We start from the raw sequence: 20183 nt of genomic DNA, 5'->3' as shown, positions 1-20183 counted from the left end.
GGATCCGCCACCGGGACTGGGCGAAGGTCGCAGCGGTGTCGCGAAGCCGCTAGAGCTACAACCGGTCGGGTGAGATGTCGGGGCCCATGCGCTGTACGGCGATGGCTCTGAAGGGCCAGCCGTCCTGCTCGACCTTCTCGAAGGAGAACTCGACGACTTCGCCGTCGCGTAGCTCGCGGTAGCCCTCTGCTTGGATCGCTGAGAAGTGGCACCAGCATCCTCCGGGCGTGGCTTCGGAGTCGATGACTCCCCATCCCTCATCACCACGCCACTGTCGGACGCGGCCAGCGATCCACTCCGGTCTCCCCGGCTCCCCGATGTGTTCCATATGAAGCGACCCTACTCACCGGCCACGTCGCTGCTGCCAGGGCGGCGACGACCAGGGGGGCATTCATGACGCCGCATGGGGATCCCCTGCGGAACGTGGCCGGCTGCGGCTCCGAGGAGGCTGTGAGCCCCCGTGGCCGGACCGTGACTGGCTCCTCGTACGGAACGCACACACGCGGAAGGGAACCTTGCGGCCTGTCGTCCTGAGGACCGCCCCACATGTCGTTCGTTCCATCTCCAGCGTCCGTCGTCCATCTTCCGGCCTGCGCGGTGGCAATCTGGCGGCGGAGGCCCAATCTGGCGCCACAGGCAACAGCGGCTGGCACGCTGGAGTGCATGCTGGCCATCACCTCGCCGAGCTCCCGATCGCTGTGGTTTCCGTTGGTCGCGACAGCTCTCGCACTCACGGGGTGCTCATCGTCAGTAACGCCTCCAGAGGTGGACACCACCACCGGTTCGGGCGTGCCTACCGTGACGCTCGACCAGCCTCGCCCGGCAACGCCCACGGTCGATCCAGTCGATGGGGACGCTGCAACATCCGAGGCCACGGACGCGGATAGCGCCTTGGTTGAGCGCTTCGTTGCGTTCAGCCTCGATCCCGATGCCGCGTCTACTTCAGAGCTCGGCCTGGCGTCGGAAGGCGCGCAGCTGGGGTTGGGGGATCGACTGTTGACCGAGCTTCCGGTCGCGTCGGCCCCAGACCCCGCAGCCTGGGAGATTCCCGAGGACGTGTTCCGAGGACGTGTCGGACCGTTCTCTGCGATCGATGTCATGGCACGTGAGGTCGCTGGCTCGGACGGTGACCCATCGGTGGCGGACGAGAGTGGACTCATCGTCACGTTCGGTGACCACCCACATTGCGTGTCACCGCCCGTGCCTGCGCCGCCCGAGATGAACGAGATGCGGCGAGTCTCAGTGCAGCCGAGCCCAAACAGGATGCAGTCGTGCCTGGACTGGTTCACGATCGACTTCTTCGTCGACAGCGACGGATTGGTGGCAGCGATCACGCTGGACCTCTGGGAGCCATGACCGCGTCGGAATGGCGTTCTCATTGCCGATGTGGACGCGAATGGCCGGTAGCCGATCCGAACGAGGGACTCCAGCTGTGCGCCCCAATGCTCGGGTGGTTGCCCGCTTCGAGGAGGACTTCCTCGACATGTTCGTCGTGTACTCCAGCGACTTCGGGCTCCTGTCCGAGGAGTACGACCCCGGCAGTGGGCGTCTGGCCGGTAACTTCCGCCAGGCCTTCAGCCACCTCGGGTTCATCCGCGCCACCGACGCGATCCGGGCGGCCGGCGCCGCGGACTGACTAGGGCAAACCCCTAGAAGGTCGGGGCGTTCGGGAGTCCGTGCACGCGCCGGCGCTCGCGGGTGACCCGGCCTCCGGGCTGACGGCGGTAGATGTGGCCGCTGGGGGTGACCCACTCGTAGGCGCCGCTGCCGAGGCGGCGGAGCTGGAACTGGGCGCTGGTCTTGAGGGTGTGGTCGTGGGTGCAGAGGTCCTCGAGGCCGAGCATGGAGGTGGTGCCTCCGGCGTTCCAGGGGACGATGTGGTCGAGCTGGCAGCCTCGGGCGGGGTGGGTGCAGCCGGGTCGGACGCAGGTGCCGTCCCGTAGCCGGATGAGCTCGGCGAGCTCGGTGGGTGGCCGGTAGCGGGTGCGTCCGTGGTCCAGGACGGTGCCGGTGAGCGGGTCGGTGACGATCCGTCGCCACGTGCCGCCCAGCGCCGCGGCTCGGGCGACGGCGGGGGAGATGGGTCCGTAGCCCTCGAGGGTGGCGATCTCGGCGGGCTCGCGGTCGAGCAGGGCGAGCATGGCGTCCTCCTCGGGCAGCGGGGGGAGCTCCGCGCCGGTGCCGTCTGCCGGCTTCGACGCCGGCAGGCCGAGCTGCCGGGCGATGTCGGGCGGGAGCAGCACCGAGAGGGGCACGTGGACCCGGATCTGGGCGCGCTGGCCGCCGATGTGGCCCACCGGCATGTGCCAGCGACGCGGGACGGAGCCCGGACCATGCGGAGGTGGATCGCCATCCGGAGGCGGAGGCGGGTCCGTAGGCGCCGCGGACGCTACCGCACCGACTGTGGGCGCAGCTGTCCCCTCGGACCGGTGGCCAGGTGGGTCGAGATCGGCCGGGACAGGGCTTGCGGCGTCCGGAGGTGCGAGCCGACCCGACTCGCGCCGCTGGGAGACCGGCTGAGCTGGAGAGGTTGCGGCAGCAGATTCACTCCGCTCGTCGGCCCGGCCCTGGGCCTCGAGCGTCGTGCCGTCCACGGTGTCGGTCGGCGGCACGTCCACCGCGCCAGGCTGGCAACCATCCGGCGCTTCCGGCGTCTTTGGCGCGTCAGGTGCCTGCGCCGCCCCACAGTCGACATCGTGCGCCGTCCCGACATGGGGCTCGTCGCCCGCCGGATCGTCAGGAAGTTGGCCGGCACTCACGACGGTTCCCGGCGGTAGTCCGACGTATCCGAGCTCGAGGGCGGTGTGGCCCATGAGGGAGAGGATGTCGGCGCGCAGCTGGTCGAGCGTGCGGTCATCGCCGCCGGCCTGGGCGGAGCGGGCGGTGGCCTCGAGTGCGAGGTCGATGGCCGCGGCGTCGGTGGCCGGCAGGACTGCGTGGATGGTGGCCATGCCGTCGGGTAGCTGGCGCGGGTGCTCGACCCGTCGTCTGGCTCGGGCGCGGGCGTGGAAGAGGTCGGCGTCGTCGTGGCTGAGGGCGATGACGGCCTTCCTGATGGCCTCGAGGAGCTGGCTGTGGGTCTGGGTGCCGGCGTCGTCGATGACGGCGTCCTGGACGAGGACGGCGATCTCGACGGGGTAGTCCTCGAGCATCGACACGATCGTGGTGGCTTTGCGGGCGTCGATGTGCCCGGTGGCCAGGGCCTGACCGGTGAGGGCGAAGACGTTCTCGAAGGCGCGGGCGTTGCTCACCAGGCGCTGCGCGGCGAAGCGGCTCAGGCCGAGGCGGGGAGCGAGCTCGTCCGCGGCCATGTTCCCGGCCTTGACGTGCGAGGGCAGGGCGCCGCTGCCGGTCATCAGTGGCCGCCGGGAGAGCTCGCCGGCTACGCGGGTGAGCTTGGCGGTGGCCCACGCGGCCATGCGCTGGTACGCGGCGGCCATCTCCACGAGGTAGTACTCGTCCACCTCTCGCGGGTCGATGTCCTCGAGCTCGGTGAGGAGCTGGCCGTCGGGTGCCATGGCCGCGAGCGCCTCGGCCGGCACCGGCTGGCGCGGCTCGAAGCTCATCTCCCGGGTGGTGATCGTCGACGGCGGAGGTGCGTGGCCTGGGTCGTCGTACGCGTCGGCGGCGTCCTCCTCGCGGGCCCACAGCTCCTCGAGGCGGCGCAGGGACTGCTCGCCGATCGGCTCGTAGGTGCTGGGGTCCTCCAACCAGGCCGCGTGCGGGTCGAAGTCGTCGATGGTGCTCACCGACCCCACCCCCTCTGCGGGTTTCCGACTGCTTTGCCGTCCTGCTCACAAGGCTAGGACCGACCCCCGACATCCGAGCCCCGTCCGCCCTCAGGGCAGCTCGAACCTCCGTAGTACAGAGCCGCAACGCAAAGGAGTCGGCGAGGCGAGCCACAGCGCTGCCATCGCACTGGTCCCGACCAAGGCGTCCCGCTTCCGTTTGACAGCAAGGTGTAACAGGCGACGCAGAACTGCGCTGCCGGCGCGCAGCGCGGCGCCGTCGGACACACCGCGCGCTACTGAGCTTCTATCGGCCGGTCAAGGATCCCCAGCGGGGACGGCTGACCACTGCAGCGCCGTCTGGTTTCGTTGTGCGGGAGCAAGCGGTCGTCGGGCGCCGTTCGTGCAGCGCGGATCTCCGGGTGCAGTCTTGGCTCACCTCCCAACCCCGCTGGCCGGGCGCGTGACCTCGCTGAGGGCGGCTGCGGGATCAGCGAGCCAGGTAGATCGTGTTCGCGGAGGTGGAGCCGGTGTAGAAGTTGGGGAAGCTCACCTCGACCGCGCGCACGGTGGTGAACACTGCCTGGGTGACCGCGAGGAATTTGTCGTCGGGCGGGTCGTCGGACCATAGCGCGAAGACGCCGCCGGGCAGCAGGTGCCGGGCCAGCTCGCGCAGCCCGGGCTCGGTGTAGAAGCGGGCGTTGGTCGAGTCCAGGACGTGGCGCGGTGAGTGGTCGATGTCCAGCAGGATGGCGTGGAAGCGCCGCCCTGGTGCGGTCGCGTCGAAGCCTGCGGCCGACGCGGCCCTGGCGAAGAAGTTCCCGACGACCAGCTCGGTGCGCGGGTCATCGGTCAGCTCTGTGGCGCCCGGGAGTAGGCCGCGTCGCTGCCAGTCGATGACGTCCTCGAGGAGGTCCACGACCGTCAGCGATCGCACCCGGGCGTCAGCCAGCGCGGTTCGCGCGGTGTACCCCAGCCCCAAACCGCCGACGACGACGTCGATGGCCGGTTCGTCGAGTTCGGCCAGCGCGAGGCGGGCCAGCTCCTCCTCGGCCGCGGTGAACAGGCTGGACATGAGGAACTCGTCGCCGAGCTTGACCTCGTAGACGTCGACGCCGAGGCTCGGCTCCACCCGGCGGCGCAGGCTCAGCTCACCGATCGGGGTCGACCGCCATGCGAGCTCCTCGAAGCGGGGTCTTGTTGTCACGCGCGATCTCCTTGCCTAGTCGTGCTGACCACGGCCGTTGGGTACGCGGCTTGCGGGTGAGGCGCCCTTGAATGCGGTGTGGCCGCGGTGGTGAGTGTAGTGATGAAGGAAGTCAGGGAAGGCGGCGGCGGCGTTAAGGGAACCCTGCACAACGGATGTGGCGCAGGACTAGGACTTTCGAGCGGCATGCGGGGCCGACTCCTACCGCACGCGGGGCATTGACTGATGGAAAAGTCCCGCTGGTAACGTCGGGATCATAATGTGGCAACGACGACACAGCGCGATCCTGCTGGGTTTGTTCGTGCTCTCGGGATGCACCTCAAGCAGTGATGCAGTCGACGACCGATTGCCGACGACCGTCGAGTGCGTGCTCTCCTATCGCGCAGACGCGGGCGATGCGGCCAGCGAGGAGCAGGACACGGTTGAGGTGGAGCGTGTCAGCGGCCTAGAAGGTACTACTGGGTCTGTCACCTTTCGCGAGGGAACCCCCGAGGAGCTCACCTTTGAGGTGACCTACCGATCCACCACCTCCGACGCCCAGGTGTGGACCACAGTGAGCGGTGAGGACGACCTCGTCCGGCAGTACATCACCGAGTTCGGCGAATCGACCAACCTCCATATCGACCCGTATGGCGATGAGGGTTTCACAGGGATCGAGGAAACGACCCACCGGGAAGCTCTCCTCCGGCACTACTGCCAAGGAGCGGCATAGAGCGATGAGTCGCTGGGCGATCAACCATCGGGACCTCTCTGGGGTGTGTCCGCGTAGTCGGCGCCGATGCTTGCCCGACAGGGGCGCCGCCCGGCATAGTCGCCGCCATGGCGGGCTTCTCGCGGTTCGAAGGGCCTTGCCGTGCTGACCGGAGGCGCCTCAGGCATTGGACGCGGTCTGCTTCTCGGTCTGGTCCGGACGGGAACTCATGTCGCCGTCTGCGACCTCGACGGACGCACGTTGGATGCGGCAGTTCGTCGGGCTCGGGCCATCGATCCCGACGTCCGGGTGACGGCGCACGTGTACGACGTCGTGGACGAGGCCGCCGTGGACCGCCTACGTGCCGAGGTCGCTGAGGACCACGAGACCGAGGCGATCCACCTACTCTTCAACAACGCCGGTGTGGTCGGCGGAACATCGTTCGTCACGGGACGGCGCGAGGAATGGGATCGGACGTTCGCCGTCCAGCGTGGCCTTGCGGTCAGCGCAGGACGTCGGCCAGGTCGAACTTCATCGGCTCCTCGAGCTGCTCGTAGCCGCACGACTCCGGGTCGCGGTCGGGGCGCCAGCGGCGGAACTGCCCGCTGTGCCGGAAGCGGGTGCCCTCCATGTGGTCGTAGGCGACCTCGAGCACCCGCTCGGGGCGCAGCGGCACGAAGGAGAGGTCCTTGCCGGCCGACCAGCGGCTCTGCGCGCCGGGCAGCCGGTTCTTCTCGTGGGCCGAGGCGTTCTCCCAGTCGGCCCACGGGTGGTCCTCGCCCTCGGCCACGCGCAGCGGCTCGAGCTCCTCGACGAGCTCGGCGCGCCGCTTCATCGTGAAGGAGGACGCGACGCCCACGTGCTGGAGCTTCCCGCCGTCGTCGTACAGGCCGAGGAGGAGGGAGCCGACGACGCCGCCGCTCTTGTGCCAGCGGAAGCCGGCGAGCACGCAGTCGGCGGTGCGCTCGTGCTTCGTCTTGAGCATGAGCCGCTTGTTCGGCTGGTAGGTGAGGTCGAGCGGCTTGGACACGACGCCGTCGAGCCCGGCGCCCTCGAAGAGGTCGAGCCACTCGCGGGCCAGCGCCGTGTCCGTCGTCGCGCGGGTGAGGTGGACCGGTGCCTGCGCGCCGGCGAGCGCCTCCTCCAGCCGTTCGCGGCGCTGCGCCATGGGCAAGGCGGTGAGGTCCTCGTCGCCCAGCGCGAGGAGGTCGAAGGCGACGAAGGACGCGGGCGTCTGCTCGGCGAGCAGCCGCACGCGCGAGTCGGCGGGGTGGATGCGCTGGAGGAGCGCCTCGAAGTCGAGCCGCTCGCCGGTGACGATGACGATCTCCCCGTCGACGACGCAGCGCTCGGGCAGCTGGGCGCGCAGGGCCTCGACGAGCTCGGGGAAGTACCGCGTCATCGGTTTCTCGTTGCGGCTGTCGATCTCGACGTCGTCGCCGTCCTTGAAGACGATCGCGCGGAAGCCGTCCCACTTGGGCTCGTAGAGGTACTCGCCCGCGGGCACGTCCTTGACGGACTTCGCGAGCATCGGGGCGACCGGCGGCAGCAGCGGGAGGTCCATCCCGCAGACGCTACTGGCCACGCGACGGCGGCGCGCCCGGTCCGCGCGCCGAGCCTCCTACGGGCGGCGCCAGTCGTGGCTCTCGAGGTGGGAGCCGGCCTGCGGGCCCATCTGGAGCATGCCGCCGTCGACGGCCCACGAGGCGCCGTTGACGTAGCCCGCCTCGGGCCCGCACAGGAAAGCGACGACGGCGGCGATCTCGCGGGCGTCACCGGGCCGGGCGACGGGGATGCCCGGGCGCTCCTTGCCCTCCATCACCGACTCGTCCTCCTGGCCGGTCATCGGCGTGGCGATCTCCCCGGGCGCGACGGCGTTGACCGTGATCCCGTGCTCCGCCAGCTCGAGGGCGGCGACCTTGACGAGCAGGCCGAGCCCGCCCTTGGCCGCGCAGTAGGGGCCCGCACCGACGCGTGGCGCGTGCTCGTGGACGCTCGTGATGGCGACGATCCGCCCGCCGGTGCCGCCGGCCACCATGTGCCGCGCCGCGGCCTGGAGGCAGCAGAACGCGCCGTCGAGGTCGACGGACACGACCTCGCGCCACGTGGCGAAGTCCATGTCGAGCAGGAGCTCGGAGCTCCCGGTGCCCGAGGACATGACGAGAGCGTCCACGCCGCCCATCGCCCCGGCGAGCTCGTCGACCACCGCGGCACCGCTCTGCGGGTCGGTGAGGTCCAGGCGACGCACGTGCGCCGTCGCCCCCAGGGAGCGGACCTCCTCGGCGGTGCGTTCGGCGCCGTCCTCGTCGGTGTGCCAGGTGAGGCCGACGTGCCGGCCCGGCCCGGCCAGCGCGACGGCGCTCGCCTTGCCGATGCCCGAGTCCGCCCCGGTGATGATGACGCGACGCGGCTGCACGCCCTCCTCGCGGGCGTCGGGCTGCGCGCTCGTGCTGCTCTCGCTCACGGTCTCTGCCCTCCGGTCAGCGGGAGACGAGCTTGAAGAAGGTGCTGTCCTCGCCGCTCGCCTTCTGCTCCTGGTAGAGGAAGGCGAGCTTCTCGTCCTCGAACTTGGCGAACCAGTCCTCCCAGCTGATGTGCTCGAGCTCGTCGGTGCCGGCGCCGCCCGGGAAGTCGATCCGCAGGACGCCGGCGGTGTCGCCGTCCTCGGTACCGCGCACGCTGGCGGGCTTCCCGTCGTGCTCCTCGACCCAGCGGCGGATCTCGTCGTGGTCGGTCGTCGTGCTCGTCTCCGATGCCATCGCTCTGCTCCTCCCTCGGGCCACGGGCGTGGCCGCCCCATGACGGTAGGCACGCGTGCTGGGGACCGCATCCGCTGCGCGTGGGCAGGGTCACACCGAGCTGGGCGTCGGCATCCGTGGACGGTCGCGGGGCCTCGGCTAGCCTCGCCGGTGCCCCAACCCTCGACCGGAAAGGCTCCGCCGTGTCCACCCCTCCTCCCAGCCCCTACCAGCCCCCGCAGGGCCAGCCCGGCCAGGTCCCGCCGCCCCCGCCGGCCTACCCGCAGCCGCAGCAGCAGCAGGGCCAGCAGCAGTGGGGCTACGGCGCCCCCGGCGCCCCGCAGGCGGGCCCGCAGGGTGAGTCGCCGAAGAACTTCTTCGCGGCGCTCCTCGACTGGAAGTTCCACACCCTCATCACGCCCAAGCTCGTCAGCTGGGTGTACCTCGCCGTCATGATCCTCTCGGCGCTGTACTGGCTGTTCCTGGTCTTCGCCAGCTTCGCGGCGGACCCGGTCTTCGGCGTGCTCGTCCTGCTCATCGGCCCGATCGTGCTGCTCGTCAGCCTCGCGTTCTTCCGGATGACGCTGGAGTTCTACTTCGCGCTCGTGCGGATGTCCGACGACATCCACCGCAGCCAGGGCCTCCCGCGCTCCTGACCCACCCGTGACGCTGCGCCCCGTGCCACCGGCACGGGGCGCAGTCGTGTCTCAGGACAGGAGTCGAGCGAGCTCGGCGGCCTCGTGGACGACGGCGTGGGCACCGTCCTCCTCACCCGGCCGGCCGTAGCCCCACCCGACGAGAACGGTCGGCAGGCCGTGCGCGCCCGCGCCGTCGACGTCGTGGTGACGGTCCCCGACCATGACGGCGCGCGAGAGGTCGACGTCCCGCTCGCGAAGCCCGGCAAGCGCGTCCTCGACGACGTCGGCCTTGGCGGCCCGCTTCTCGTCGGCGGAGGCACCACGGATGACGGTGAAGTACCGGGACAGGTCCGCGTCGTCGAGGACGACGACGGCGAGCGCCTGCCGCTTGGAGGTCGCCAGGGCGAGGGGCACACCGCGGCCGTGGAGCTCTCGGACCAGCTCGGCCATGCCCGGGAAGACCGGTGCCTGGAGCATCCGCTCGTCGTAGCGGGCGCGGTAGTCGGCGACGACGGCGGACAGCTGGTCCTCCGGCACACCGGCGAAGGCGCGGAAGCCGTCCCGGATGGGCGGGCCGACGAAGCGGAGCAGCTCCTCCCGTGTCTGCGCCGGGTAGCCGAAGTGGGCGAGCGTCTCGGCGATCGAGGCGGTGATGACCGGACCGGAGTCACTGATCGTGCCGTCGAGGTCGAGGAGCACGGCCGTGGGCCGCATCGGCTCGAGGGCGGTGGGGAGGGAGGCGTGCGTCAATCGTCGTCCTTGCTCGGGGGATCGGTCGTGCCCCAGGGTCCCACGGACGGGCGCGGCGACCGATGTCCGGGGCGCCGGGTAGTGTGACCTGGACAACTCGATACGCCGCCCACCCGCGGCGGGAGAGTCCCGCCCTGCGCGGGCGCCGAAGGAGCAAGCCCTCCCGCTAATCTCTCAGGCCCCGGTACCGCCGCGATCAGGCAGCTCTGGAAAGCAGCGCGTCAGCGCTCACCGACGGTGCAGGCGAGCCCGGCTCGCGAAAACTCTCAGGTCCCATGACAGAGCGGGGAGGACCCAGTTCCCCGCCACCCCGGAGCCGTGTCCATGTCCTCACCGTCCTTTGCCGACCGCCACATCGGCCCCCGCGTCGCCGACACCGCCGCCATGCTCGAGTCGCTCAGCCACGCCGACTGGCGCCCGCTCCTCGACTCGGTACCGCCGGCCATCCGCCAGCAGCGGCCCCTCGACCTGCCGGCGCCGCGCAGCGAGGCCCAGGTCCTCGACCGGCTGCGCGAGCTCGCCGGGCGCAACGTCCAGCGGGTCCAGATGATTGGCCAGGGCTACTACGGCACCCACACGCCGTCGGTCATCCGGCGGGGCGTCTTGGAGTCGCCCGCCTGGTACACCGCCTACACCCCCTACCAGCCGGAGATCTCCCAGGGCCGCCTCGAGGGGCTGCTCAACTTCCAGACGGCGGTCGCCGACCTCACCGGCCTGCCGGTCGCGGGCGCCTCGCTGCTGGACGAGGCCACCGCCGTCGCCGAGGCCGTGCTCCTCATGCAGCGCGCGAACAAGGCCTCCAAGGCCGCCACCGTCGTGCTCGACGACGAGCTCCACCCGCAGACCCTCGCCGTCGTCCTCGCGCGGGCGGAGGCGGTCGGCATCACCGTCGTCGTCGCGGACCTCGACGGCGGCCTGCCGGACCTGCCCGACGGCGTCACCGGCCTGGTCCTCCAGCAGCCCGGCACCTCGGGTCGGTTGCGCGACCACGCCGCCCTCGTCGCCGAGGCGAAGGAGCGCGGCGCGATGGTCACCGTCGCCGCCGACCTCCTCGCCCTCACGCTCATCGCCCCGCCGGGGGAGCAGGGCGCAGACGTCGCCGTCGGCTCCGCGCAACGCTTCGGCGTCCCGCTCTTCTTCGGGGGCCCGCACGCCGCCTTCATGGCGGTGCGCGAGGGCCTGGAGCGCCAGCTGCCCGGCCGGCTCGTCGGCGTCTCCAAGGACAGCGAGGGCCGTCCCGCGCTGCGCCTGGCCCTCCAGCCGCGCGAGCAGCACATCCGCCGGGAGAAGGCCACGAGCAACATCTGCACCGCGCAGGCGCTGCTCGCCGTCGTCGCCGGCATGTACGCCGTCTACCACGGGCCCGACGGCCTGCGGGAGATCGCCCGCCACGCCCACGGCGCCGCCCGCACCCTGGCAATGCGGCTCGCCGCCGGCGGGGTCGACGTCGTCCACGACGCGTTCTTCGACACCGTCACCGTCCGCGTCCCCGGCCGGGCGGCCGACGTCGTGGCCGAGGCGGACCGGGCCGGGGTCAACCTGCGGCTCGTCGACGCGGACACGATCGGCATCTCCTGCGACGAGACGACGACGCCGGAGCACCTCGCGACCGTCCTCGCCGCCTTCGGGGTCGAGGGGTCCGGGCCCGGCGGAGGCTTCGAGGTCCCCGCGCCGCTGCGCCGCACGAGCGACTTCCTCACCCACCCCACCTTCCACGCCCACCGCTCGGAGACGCAGATGATGCGCTACCTGCGCCGGCTCGCCGACCGCGACCTCGCGCTGGACCGCACGATGATCCCGCTCGGCTCGTGCACGATGAAGCTCAACGCGGCGACGGAGATGCAGGCGATGCTGTGGCCCGGCTTCGCCACGATCCACCCGCTGGCGCCGGACCACCAGACCGCGGGCTGGCGCGAGCTCGTCGACGAGCTCGAGGGCTGGCTCGCGGAGATTACCGGCTACGACCGCGTATCCGTTCAGCCCAACGCCGGCTCCCAGGGCGAGCTCGCCGGCCTTCTCGCGATCCGCGGCTACCACCGCTCGCGCGGCGAGGGCGAGCGGACCGTGTGCCTCATCCCGTCCTCGGCCCACGGGACGAACGCGGCCTCCGCCGTGCTCGCCGGGATGAGGGTCGTCACCGTCAGGACCGCCGACGACGGCTCGATCGACACCGCCGACCTCCACGCGCGCATCGAGCAGCACGGCGACCAGCTCGCCGCGATCATGCTCACCTACCCCTCCACCCACGGCGTCTTCGACACCGAGGTGCGCGAGGTGTGCGAGGCCGTCCATGCGGCCGGCGGGCAGGTCTACGTCGACGGCGCCAACCTCAACGCCCTCATCGGCCTCGCCCAGCCGGGGGAGTTCGGCGGCGACGTCTCCCACCTCAACCTCCACAAGACCTTCTGCATCCCCCACGGCGGGGGCGGCCCCGGCGTGGGCCCCGTCGCGGTGCGCGAGCACCTGGCCCCCTTCCTGCCCGGGGATGCCGCCGGCGACGACGGCGCGGTGCCCGTCTCCGCCACCCGCTACGGGTCCGCCGGGGTGCTGCCCATCTCCTGGGCCTACATCGCGCTCATGGGCGCCGAGGGCCTGGCGGCCGCCACCCGTAGCGCGCTGCTCGCGGCGAACTACGTCGCGAAGGCGTTGGACCCGTACTTCCCGGTCCTCTACACGGGGGCCGACGGGCTCGTGGCCCACGAGTGCATCCTCGACCTGCGCGAGCTGACGAAGCGTTCGGGGGTGACGGCCGAGGACGTGGCCAAGCGGCTTGTCGACTTCGGCTTCCACGCCCCCACGCTGTCCTTCCCGGTGGCCGGCACGCTCATGGTCGAGCCCACCGAGAGCGAGGACCGCGCCGAGCTCGACCGCTTCGTCGAGGCGATGGTGGCCATCCACGGGGAGATCCAGCAGATCCTCGACGGCGAGGTCGACGTCGCCGACAGCCCGGTGCGCCGCGCCCCGCACCCGGCGGCCGACGTCGCCACCGACTCCTGGGACCGGGCCTACCCGCGCGAGCAGGCCGCCTTCCCGGTTCCCGTGCTGCGGCAGGACAAGTACTTCCCGCCGGTGAGCCGCATCGACAACGCCTACGGGGACCGCAACCTCGTGTGCGCGTGCCCGCCGCCCGAGGCGTTCGAGGAGGACCGATGAGCGAGAAGCAGACCGCTCTGCGCGCCGAGCACGCGGCGCTGGGGGCGACGATGACGAGCTTCGCCGGCTGGCACATGCCGCTGCACTACGGCTCCCAGCTGGCCGAGCACCGCGCCGTGCGCGAGGCCGCGGGGCTCTTCGACCTCAGCCACATGGGCACCGTGTGGGTCGACGGGCCTGGCGCCGGGGCGTTCCTCGACCACGCCGTCGTCGGCTCGATCTCCACCCTCGAGGTGGGCCGGGCGAAGTACACGCTGCTGTGCACGCCCGAGGGCGGCATCGTCGACGACCTCATCGTCTACCGCGTAGGGGAGGACAGGTTCCTCACCGTGCCGAACGCGGCCAACACGTCCGCCGTGCTCGCCGAGCTCTTCCTGCGCGTCAAGGGCTTCGACGTCCGCATCGGCGCGGCAACCCAAGAGACGGCGCTCCTCGCCGTCCAGGGGCCGCGCGCTGTCGAGATCGTGACGGCGCTCGCCGCTGAACCGGTCGACGACCTGCGCTACTACTCCTCCCGCTGGAGCACGCTGGTCGGGCAGCGCGTGCTGCTCGCCCGCACGGGCTACACCGGGGAGGACGGGGTCGAGATCCTCGTGCCGGGGGAGCACGCCGTCGCCCTGTGGCACGCCCTGCTGGACGCCGGCGCGGACGCCGGCCTGGTGCCCGCCGGGCTCGCCGCGCGCGACTCCCTGCGGCTGGAGGCCGCGCTGCCGCTGTACGGCAACGAGCTGGGCCGCGACGTCGACCCCTTCACCGTGGGGCTCGGTGGCATCGTCGGTCTGCGCCGCAAGACGGCGGACTTCGTCGGCCGCACGGCGCTGGAGCGGATCCGCGCTGCCCACGAGGCGGGCGAGCCCGGACGGCGGGTCCTCGTCGGCCTCGCCGGCCAGGGCCGCCGCGCCGCGCGCCAGGGCGCACCCGTCGTGCTGGGGGAGGAGGAGGTCGGCGTCGTCACCTCCGGCCTGCCCAGCCCCACGCTCGGCCACCCGATCGCCCTCGCCGTCGTCGACCCCGCCGCCGCGGAGGTCGGCACCGCGCTCGACGTCGACGTGCGCGGCCGGCGAGAACCCTTCGCCGTCGTCGAGCGTCCGTTCTACCGTCGTCCCTGACCACCTGCTGAGGAGAAGCCATGGCCACCATCCGTCCCGACCTCAAGTACACCGCCGAGCACGAGTGGGTCGACGACTCCCTCACCCCCGTGCGCGTGGGCATCACCACCGTCGCGACCGACGCCCTGGGCGACATCGTCTACCTCGACCTGCCGGAGGTCGGCGCCGAGGTGTCGGCGGGAGAGACCTGCGGAGAGGTGGAGTCGACGAAGTCCGTCTCCGACCTCTACGCGCCCCTCACCGGCACCGTCACGGCGGTGAACCAGGAGGCCCTGGACGACCCGTCGCTCGTCAACCGCGAGCCCTTCGGGGACGGCTGGCTCTTCGCCGTCGAGGTGGCGGAGGAGTCCGAGCTCCTCTCACCCGAGGAGTACGCCGAGACCACCGGCGCCGAGATCGCCGACTGAGCCGTGGACATCGGCGCGGCACTCGAGTTCGTGCGGGCCAACCCGCGCGGCGTCCTCTCCACCCGCAGACGCAGCGGCGACGCGCAGCAGTCACCGGTCCTGGCAGCGGTCGACGACCACGGGCGCGTCCTCGTCAGCACCCGTGAGACGGCGGTCAAGGTGCGCAACCTGCGGCGCACGCCCCGCGCGTCCCTGTGCCAGCTCAGCGAGCGGTTCTTCGGGCCGTGGGTGCAGCTGACCGGCACCGTCGAGATCGTCTCGCTGCCCGAGGCGATGGATCTTCTCGTCGACTACTACCGTCGCGTCTCGGGGGAGCACGAGGACTGGGACGAGTACCGCGCGGCGATGGAGCGGGAGCGCCGCTGCGTCATCGTCCTCACCCCCGAGGAGGCCGGTCCGACGGTCAGCGGCTGAGCAGTCCGTCGACGAGCACCGTGCCCGGTGCCGGGAGCCGAGTCCCCGGGCGGTCCTCGCAGAGCCGCTGGAAGGGCGCGGGCGGGGGCTTCCGTGCCAGGCTACGGCCGTGACCGAGACCACCGACGCCGAGCTGGTGTCCGTCGCGCGAGAGCTCTACGCCCACGCGCCGGCCGAGTTCATCGCGACCCGGAACGCGCGCGCGGCCGCGACGAGGCGGGCGGGCGACCGGGAGCTGGCGACCAGGGTCAAGGCCCTGCCCAAGGCCTCGGTCGCGGCGTGGGCGGTGGGCGCGGTCGCCCGGGAGCACCCGGAGGATCTCGACGCGCTCGGCCGGCTCGGCGCCGAGCTGCGGGTGGCTCAGGTCGCCGCGGACCCCGCCGAGCTGCGCGCGCTCGGCAAGCGCCGCCGCGAGCTGACCGGCGCGGTGACCAGGACGGCGGCGCGGCTCGCCGAGGAGCACGGCGTCGGGCTGTCCGGGGCGGCGCAGGAGCAGGTGGAGGCGACGTGGTCCGCCGCCGTCATCGACCGCGACGCCGAGCGGGCCGTGCGCAGCCTGCTGCTCGTCCGCGCGCTCGAGCCCAGCGGCGGGATCGAGGGCGCGCTCGCGGTGCCCGGTGCTGTCGAGACCGCCGAGCCGGAGGAGGAGCCCGCGGCCCCGCCCCGCACGGCGCGGCGCACCCGTCCCGCGCCCACGAGCAAGGAACCGGCGGCGGAGGACGACGACGCCCCGCCGCGTCGGGCGATCAGCCGCCGGCCGCGCAGCACGGAGCGCGACGAGGAACCGGAGGAGCGGACGCCGCCGCGCCGGGCGATCAGCCGCCGCAGCGCCCCGGAGCCCACGCCCGAGCCGGCGGACACCGCCCGTGAGATCCGGCGCGCCGAGCGTGAGCTGCGCGCCCGGGAGCGCGTGGCCGAGCACGCCCGCGCCGAGCTCGAGGACGCAGCCGAGGAGCTGTCCCGGGTCGAGGCGCAGGTGCTCCAGGCGGCCGCCCGCACCGAGGAGCTGCGCCGCGAGCTCGAGCGGCTGGAGGAGCAGCTCGCCGAGCTGGACGAGGAACGTACCCATGCTGCAGAGGAGCGTGAGGACGCGGAGGCGCGCGAGGAGGCCGCCCGCCACGCGGTCGAGGAGGCCCGTGAGCGGCTGAGCGAGCTGACGGACTGAGCGCCGCCGTTCGTTAAGTCCTGGCTATCGGGGCGCCGGCAGGGCAGGCTGGCCGGGACCGCTCGCCCACGAGACACCTGGAGGGACGATGGCTGACACGACGCCGGAACCGCAGCCCGAGACGGCCAAGGAGAAGATGCGCCAGGCGCTCGACCGCAAGAACGAGCGCGCGCACCAGAACCACCAGGCGCAGCAGAACACCGGCGCGGTCCACGGGAGCCAGGTGAACGGTGGCGGCAAGCGCACCTTCCGCCGCAAGTCCGGCTAGACCGGGCCTGCTCACGCCGGGTCTGCGCCGCGCCTTTCGACGGCGCGGCGCAGCTCGGCGAAGGCCTCCGCCAGTCGCGACGGCGTGAAGTGGGCGTTGAGGCCGCTCGGGTTGGGCAGCACCCACACCCGGGTGGACCCCAGCCGCAGGTCCTGCTCCCCGTAGGTGGCGCGGGGCCGGTCGAAGGCCGTGCGGTAGGCGGTGACGCCGAGGACGGCGAGCCATGCGGGGCGGTGCTCGGCGACGTCGGCCCGCAGGCGCCGGCCGCCCTCCCGCAGCTCGGCGGGGGAGAGCTCCGCGGCGGTGGCCGAGGCCCGTTCGACGACGTTCGTCACGCCCAGCCCCCACGAGAGCAGCTGCTCCTGCTCGGAGGGGGCCAGCTGCCGCGGGGTGAGTCCCGAGCGGTGCAGGGCGGGCCAGAAACGGTTGCCCGGCCGCGCGAAGTGGTGCCCCGACCATGCAGAGTAGAGCCCGGGGTTGATCCCGCAGAAGAGCACCCGCAGGCCCGGCGCGACGACGAGCGGAAGGGTGCGGTCGGCCGAGGCGAGCAGCTCCTCCCGGGTGGGGCGCCGGTCAGCAGGCATGGGTGCAGCCTAGGCATGTCCCCGGCGCGGACGCCGCCGGCCGGCGCCGGAGGTCACAGCTCGTCGATGAGGGGCGTGAGGATGTCGGCGACCGCGGCCTCCGCCTCGACCGGCCGTCGCTCGACGATCGCGTGGACGAGCTGCTCGTGCTCGCCCGCGTGGGGGTCCTCGTCGTCGTCGACGTCGTCCGCGAGCACCTCCTCGTAGAGCGGGACGAGACCGTCGTAGAGCTCCATGAACAGCTCGTTGTGCGTGGCGGCGACGACCGCGCGGTGCAGCCGGAGGTCGGCGACGATGCGGACCTGACGGTCGTCCTGCTCCCAGGCGCGGGTCCGCTCGTCGAGCGCCTCGCGCAGGGCGGTGACGTCCTCGTCGCCGCGGCGCAGCGCCGCGATCCGGGCTGCCGCGCCGTCGAGGGCGGCCCGCAGCTCCAGTCCGTCCCGCCGGTGCGCGCGCGTCGCGCGACGGGTGAGGGAGGTCGCGAGCTCGGACCGGGCGATGACGAAGGTGCCCCGCCCCTGCTCCCGGCGGACGAGCCCGGCCCGCACGAGCGACTGGACCGCCTCGCGCACGGTGTTGCGCCCGGCGCCGACCCAGGCCATGAGCTCGGCCTCGACCGGGATGCGCTCGCCCACGGGCCACTCGCCGGAGGCGACCGCCTCGTGGAAGCGCGCCGTGACGGCGTCGGTCATGCTCGGCGCCTTGCGCAGGGGTGCCTGGTGTGCGCTAGTGTCTGCCCGATTCATCCCATCATCCTACCTTTGAGGTCGACATGAGTGACAAGGCCCGGGCGAGCGTGCTGCCCCTCCTGGCGATCGTCCTGACCGCGCTGAACCTCCGCACCGCGGTCACCGGGTTCACCCCGCTGCTCGACACGATCGGCGCCGACCTCGAGTTCGGGCCGTCCCTGTACGGCGTGTTCGGCACGATCGTCACGGCCTGCTTCGCCGTGTTCGGGCTGGTCGCGGCCGCCGTGGCACGCCGGCTCGGACTGGAGCGCACCATCGCGATCGCCGTCGCCTTTACCACCGGCGGCATCGTGCTGCGGGCGCTGGCGCCGTCGACCGGCGTGCTCGTGGCCTCCACCGTCGTGGCCTTCGTCGGTGTCGGGGCGTCCAACGTGCTCGTCATCCCCCTCGTGAAGAAGTACTTCTCGGCGCACCTCAAGGCGGTGAGCTCGATGTACATCGCGCTCCTCCAGGTGGGCCAGTTCGTCGCCCCCCTCGCGGCCGTCCCGGTCGCCCTCGTCGCCGGCTGGCGGTGGGCCATCGCGATGTGGGCGACGACGACCGCCGTCGCCGTCGTGCTCTGGGTGGTCCTCGCCTCCCGCGCGGGCGCCGTGGCGCCGGTGGAGTCCGGGCCCCAGCGCCTGCACGGCGCGTGGCGCACCCCGCTGCTGTGGTCGCTCGTGCTGATGATGGGCATCACCAGCCTCAACGTCCACGCGATCTTCACCTGGCTCCCGGCGATCCTCATCGACGCAGGCGCCGACCCGGAGTCCGGTGGCGCGCTCGTCGCGCTCTTCTCGGTCATCGGGCTGCCCGCAGCGTTCGTCGTGCCGCCCCTGGCGATCCGGCTGCGCAACCCCTTCGTCATCGTCGCCGTGTGCACCGCGGCCATGGGGGCGGGCTACGCCGGGCTCCTGCTCTCACCCGACGCCGGCGCGGTCGTCTGGGTGGTGCTCCTCGGCCTGGGCGTGAGCACCTTCCCGCTGTGCCTCACCCTCGTCAACGCCCGCACCCGCACGACGGCGGGCTCCACCGTGCTGTCCGGCGCGATGCAGGGCGTCGGCTACGCCATCGCCTGCATCGGCCCCTTCGGCGTCGGCGCGCTCTACGCGGGCTCCGGGTCCTGGACGGGGGCGTTCGTCGTCCTGTTCGCCAGCCTCGCGGTGCTGCTCGTCAGCGGTTTCGTCGCCTGCCGTCCCACGCTGCTCGAGGACCAGGTGCGCCCCGCCGCCCCGGTGCTGAGTCGCGTCTGACCGTACCGGGCTGCCTTCCGGCGCCCTGCCCGTGCCGGACCGCCGCGCACCTGCCATGGTCGGGGCATGGAGCGCGTCACGGACAAGCTGTACTCCTGGGCCTCGATCATCGACCCGCAGGCGCTGGCCCAGGCCCGCCTCACCGCCGAGCTGCCGATCGTCGACCCGCACGTCGCCCTCATGCCGGACGCGCACGTCGGCATGGGCGCCACCGTCGGCTCCGTCATCCCCACCGTGGGCGCGGTCATCCCGGCAGCGGTGGGCGTGGACATCGGCTGCGGGATGGTCGCCGTGCGCACCCAGTTCACCGTCGCCCGGTTGCGCGGGGCCGGACGCCCGCTGGCAGTCCTGCGCGAGGCGATCGAACGCGCCGTGCCGCTCAGCCCCGGCAACTACAACCGCAAGGTGTGGGGCCGCGCGCCGCAGGCCGTCACCGAGCTCGAGCGTCTCGCCCGCGAGGAGAGCGTCTCGCCAGAGACCTACGCCAAGAACTGGCGCCTGCAGCTCGGCTCGCTCGGCGGGGGCAACCACTTCATCGAGGTGACGGCGGACGAGGAGGGCCGGGTGTGGACCTTCCTCCACTCCGGCAGCCGCGGCGTCGGCAACCAGATCGCCCGCCGCTTCATCACCGCCGCCCAGCGCGTGGCCGACCGCCGCGGTGACCACCTCGCCGACCGCAACCTCGCCCACCTCACCGAGGACGACGCCGAGTTCCACACCTACCTCGCCCACCTCCACTGGGCCCAGGAGTTCGCCCGCCTCAACCGCGAGGTCATGATGGACCGCGTCGTCGACGAGCTCGGGCGCTTCCTCGCCGAGGACGTGCAGCGCCTCGAGGAGGTCAACTGCCACCACAACTACACCGCCGTCGAGCAGCACGCCGGCGGCCGCCGTCTCGTCTCCCGCAAGGGCGCCATCGCGGCCCACGAGGGGGTGCGCGGCCTCATCCCCGGCTCGATGGGCACGGCGTCCTACGTCGTCACGGGCAAGGGGGAGGAGATGTCCCTGTGCTCGGCCCCGCACGGCGCCGGCCGTGCCTACTCCCGCACCCAGGCGCGGCGCACCTTCACCCAGACCGACCTGCGACGGCGCATGGCCGGGATCGAGTACCGGGACCTCCCCGCCTTCGTCGACGAGATCCCCGACGCCTACAAGGACGTCGACGTCGTCATGGCCGACGCCGCCGACCTCGTCTCCGTGGACCACGTCCTGCGCCAGCTCGTCAACGTCAAGGGCCAGTGAGCAGCGGGCCGCCGGCGATTGCGCAAAACCCATTGTGGCGCAGGCCACCGGCTGGCAATTTGTTGCCAGATATGCGATGATGATATGCGCTGGCTCGCGGAGGTCGGG

At 72.3% G+C, this 20183-nt stretch carries 21 protein-coding genes, 1 pseudogene and 1 riboswitch; of the genes and pseudogenes, 13 read left to right on the top strand and 9 right to left on the bottom strand.

What is annotated here, in order from left to right; translation table 11 throughout:
• Nucleotides 1–55: 55 nt before the first annotated feature.
• A complete protein-coding gene (locus DSZ44_RS15555; protein ID WP_110853534.1) occupies nt 56–328 on the bottom strand; it encodes a cold-shock protein in 273 nt (90 codons plus the stop codon).
• A gap of 437 nt (nt 329–765) precedes the next feature.
• On the opposite strand from DSZ44_RS15555, the gene DSZ44_RS15550 reads away from it, so the two are divergent.
• A complete protein-coding gene (locus DSZ44_RS15550; protein ID WP_146237585.1) occupies nt 766–1356 on the top strand; it encodes a hypothetical protein in 591 nt (196 codons plus the stop codon).
• 10 nt (nt 1357–1366) lie between these two features.
• Nucleotides 1367–1636: a glycoside hydrolase family 15 protein gene (locus DSZ44_RS15545; protein ID WP_373681259.1), complete on the top strand. Its 270-nt coding sequence runs from the start codon at nt 1367–1369 to the stop codon at nt 1634–1636.
• Between the two features lie 13 nt (nt 1637–1649).
• Here DSZ44_RS15545 and DSZ44_RS15540 read toward each other — a convergent pair whose 3' ends face one another.
• Together DSZ44_RS15540 and DSZ44_RS15535 are read right to left on the bottom strand one after the other, a co-directional pair.
• Complete coding sequence (locus tag DSZ44_RS15540; protein ID WP_146237583.1) at nt 1650–3749, bottom strand: HNH endonuclease signature motif containing protein; 2100 nt, start codon at nt 3747–3749, stop codon at nt 1650–1652.
• A 469-nt stretch (nt 3750–4218) separates the two neighbouring features.
• Nucleotides 4219–4935: a polyamine aminopropyltransferase gene (locus DSZ44_RS15535; protein ID WP_110853530.1), complete on the bottom strand. Its 717-nt coding sequence runs from the start codon at nt 4933–4935 to the stop codon at nt 4219–4221.
• Nucleotides 4936–5230: 295 nt separating this feature from the next.
• On the opposite strand from DSZ44_RS15535, the gene DSZ44_RS15525 reads away from it, so the two are divergent.
• Both DSZ44_RS15525 and DSZ44_RS19045 read left to right on the top strand, forming a co-directional pair.
• Nucleotides 5231–5647, top strand: a complete 417-nt coding sequence (locus DSZ44_RS15525) for a hypothetical protein (protein ID WP_146237582.1) — start codon at nt 5231–5233, stop codon at nt 5645–5647.
• A gap of 141 nt (nt 5648–5788) precedes the next feature.
• Nucleotides 5789–6103, top strand: a pseudogene (locus tag DSZ44_RS19045) (SDR family NAD(P)-dependent oxidoreductase); the annotation flags it as partial.
• 25 nt (nt 6104–6128) lie between these two features.
• On the opposite strand, the gene DSZ44_RS15515 reads toward DSZ44_RS19045, so the two are convergent.
• From DSZ44_RS15515 to DSZ44_RS15505, 3 genes are all read right to left on the bottom strand, one after another.
• Nucleotides 6129–7190, bottom strand: a complete 1062-nt coding sequence (locus DSZ44_RS15515) for an ATP-dependent DNA ligase (protein ID WP_110853528.1) — start codon at nt 7188–7190, stop codon at nt 6129–6131.
• A gap of 57 nt (nt 7191–7247) precedes the next feature.
• Nucleotides 7248–8042, bottom strand: coding sequence for an SDR family oxidoreductase (locus DSZ44_RS15510; protein WP_110853550.1), 795 nt, complete (start codon nt 8040–8042; stop codon nt 7248–7250).
• Nucleotides 8043–8106: 64 nt separating this feature from the next.
• Nucleotides 8107–8385: a hypothetical protein gene (locus DSZ44_RS15505; protein ID WP_110853527.1), complete on the bottom strand. Its 279-nt coding sequence runs from the start codon at nt 8383–8385 to the stop codon at nt 8107–8109.
• 182 nt (nt 8386–8567) lie between these two features.
• On the opposite strand from DSZ44_RS15505, the gene DSZ44_RS18430 reads away from it, so the two are divergent.
• Nucleotides 8568–9020, top strand: a complete 453-nt coding sequence (locus tag DSZ44_RS18430; RefSeq protein ID WP_181424683.1) for a DUF4282 domain-containing protein — start codon at nt 8568–8570, stop codon at nt 9018–9020.
• 51 nt (nt 9021–9071) lie between these two features.
• Here the strand turns inward: DSZ44_RS18430 and DSZ44_RS15490 are convergent, their stop codons facing one another.
• Nucleotides 9072–9752 carry an HAD hydrolase-like protein gene (locus tag DSZ44_RS15490; RefSeq protein WP_258369597.1) on the bottom strand — a complete coding sequence of 227 codons (681 nt, stop codon included), beginning with the start codon at nt 9750–9752 and terminating at the stop codon, nt 9072–9074.
• A 109-nt stretch (nt 9753–9861) separates the two neighbouring features.
• Nucleotides 9862–9952: riboswitch (glycine riboswitch) on the top strand.
• Nucleotides 9953–10076: 124 nt separating this feature from the next.
• Between DSZ44_RS15490 and gcvP the strand changes: the two genes are divergently transcribed.
• From gcvP to DSZ44_RS15460, 6 genes are all read left to right on the top strand, one after another.
• Nucleotides 10077–12905 carry an aminomethyl-transferring glycine dehydrogenase gene (gene gcvP / locus DSZ44_RS15485; protein WP_110853525.1) on the top strand — a complete coding sequence of 943 codons (2829 nt, stop codon included), beginning with the start codon at nt 10077–10079 and terminating at the stop codon, nt 12903–12905.
• Nucleotides 12902–14014: a glycine cleavage system aminomethyltransferase GcvT gene (gcvT, locus tag DSZ44_RS15480; protein ID WP_110853524.1), complete on the top strand. Its 1113-nt coding sequence runs from the start codon at nt 12902–12904 to the stop codon at nt 14012–14014. Before gcvP ends, gcvT begins: the two co-directional genes overlap by 4 nt.
• 20 nt (nt 14015–14034) lie before the next feature.
• Nucleotides 14035–14421, top strand: a complete 387-nt coding sequence (gene gcvH / locus DSZ44_RS15475; protein WP_110853523.1) for a glycine cleavage system protein GcvH — start codon at nt 14035–14037, stop codon at nt 14419–14421.
• Nucleotides 14422–14424: 3 nt separating this feature from the next.
• The gene (locus DSZ44_RS15470) at nt 14425–14835 is read left to right on the top strand and encodes a PPOX class F420-dependent oxidoreductase (RefSeq protein ID WP_110853522.1); all 411 of its coding nucleotides are present in this window, start codon (nt 14425–14427) and stop codon (nt 14833–14835) included.
• A gap of 109 nt (nt 14836–14944) precedes the next feature.
• A complete protein-coding gene (locus DSZ44_RS15465; protein WP_110853521.1) occupies nt 14945–16000 on the top strand; it encodes a hypothetical protein in 1056 nt (351 codons plus the stop codon).
• An 88-nt stretch (nt 16001–16088) separates the two neighbouring features.
• Nucleotides 16089–16268: a DUF5302 domain-containing protein gene (locus tag DSZ44_RS15460; RefSeq protein WP_110853520.1), complete on the top strand. Its 180-nt coding sequence runs from the start codon at nt 16089–16091 to the stop codon at nt 16266–16268.
• A gap of 11 nt (nt 16269–16279) precedes the next feature.
• Here DSZ44_RS15460 and mug read toward each other — a convergent pair whose 3' ends face one another.
• Both mug and DSZ44_RS15450 read right to left on the bottom strand, forming a co-directional pair.
• A complete protein-coding gene (gene mug / locus DSZ44_RS15455) occupies nt 16280–16852 on the bottom strand; it encodes a G/U mismatch-specific DNA glycosylase (RefSeq protein WP_110853519.1) in 573 nt (190 codons plus the stop codon).
• Between the two features lie 53 nt (nt 16853–16905).
• On the bottom strand, nt 16906–17544 hold the full coding sequence (locus DSZ44_RS15450) for a FadR/GntR family transcriptional regulator (RefSeq protein WP_181424682.1): 639 nt from the start codon (nt 17542–17544) through the stop codon (nt 16906–16908).
• Between the two features lie 80 nt (nt 17545–17624).
• Between DSZ44_RS15450 and DSZ44_RS15445 the strand changes: the two genes are divergently transcribed.
• Together DSZ44_RS15445 and DSZ44_RS15440 are read left to right on the top strand one after the other, a co-directional pair.
• Nucleotides 17625–18833, top strand: coding sequence for an MFS transporter (locus DSZ44_RS15445; protein WP_220035226.1), 1209 nt, complete (start codon nt 17625–17627; stop codon nt 18831–18833).
• A 66-nt stretch (nt 18834–18899) separates the two neighbouring features.
• Nucleotides 18900–20075 carry an RtcB family protein gene (locus DSZ44_RS15440; protein WP_110853517.1) on the top strand — a complete coding sequence of 392 codons (1176 nt, stop codon included), beginning with the start codon at nt 18900–18902 and terminating at the stop codon, nt 20073–20075.
• Nucleotides 20076–20183 lie beyond the last annotated feature (108 nt).

The sequence above is a fragment of the Georgenia satyanarayanai genome (assembly GCF_900116375.1).
GTDB classification, from domain to species: domain Bacteria; phylum Actinomycetota; class Actinomycetes; order Actinomycetales; family Actinomycetaceae; genus Oceanitalea; species Oceanitalea nanhaiensis.
The sequence above is the reverse complement of the archived record's forward strand: the minus strand, read 5'-3'. Positions and strand labels throughout refer to the sequence as shown.

What these genes read in the sequence shown, in the direction of transcription:
- gcvT (WP_110853524.1), top strand. Translation starts at nt 12,902, where the DNA reads ATGAGCGAGAAGCAGACCGCTCTGCGCGCCGAGCACGCGGCGCTGGGG.
- mug (WP_110853519.1), bottom strand. Translation starts at nt 16,852, where the DNA reads ATGCCTGCTGACCGGCGCCCCACCCGGGAGGAGCTGCTCGCCTCGGCC.
- gcvP (WP_110853525.1), top strand. Translation starts at nt 10,077, where the DNA reads ATGTCCTCACCGTCCTTTGCCGACCGCCACATCGGCCCCCGCGTCGCC.
- DSZ44_RS15450 (WP_181424682.1), bottom strand. Translation starts at nt 17,544, where the DNA reads ATGACCGACGCCGTCACGGCGCGCTTCCACGAGGCGGTCGCCTCCGGC.
- DSZ44_RS15460 (WP_110853520.1), top strand. Translation starts at nt 16,089, where the DNA reads ATGGCTGACACGACGCCGGAACCGCAGCCCGAGACGGCCAAGGAGAAG.
- DSZ44_RS15440 (WP_110853517.1), top strand. Translation starts at nt 18,900, where the DNA reads ATGGAGCGCGTCACGGACAAGCTGTACTCCTGGGCCTCGATCATCGAC.
- DSZ44_RS15505 (WP_110853527.1), bottom strand. Translation starts at nt 8,385, where the DNA reads ATGGCATCGGAGACGAGCACGACGACCGACCACGACGAGATCCGCCGC.
- DSZ44_RS15555 (WP_110853534.1), bottom strand. Translation starts at nt 328, where the DNA reads ATGGAACACATCGGGGAGCCGGGGAGACCGGAGTGGATCGCTGGCCGC.
- DSZ44_RS15515 (WP_110853528.1), bottom strand. Translation starts at nt 7,190, where the DNA reads ATGGACCTCCCGCTGCTGCCGCCGGTCGCCCCGATGCTCGCGAAGTCC.
- DSZ44_RS15445 (WP_220035226.1), top strand. Translation starts at nt 17,625, where the DNA reads ATGAGTGACAAGGCCCGGGCGAGCGTGCTGCCCCTCCTGGCGATCGTC.
- gcvH (WP_110853523.1), top strand. Translation starts at nt 14,035, where the DNA reads ATGGCCACCATCCGTCCCGACCTCAAGTACACCGCCGAGCACGAGTGG.
- DSZ44_RS15545 (WP_373681259.1), top strand. Translation starts at nt 1,367, where the DNA reads ATGGCGTTCTCATTGCCGATGTGGACGCGAATGGCCGGTAGCCGATCC.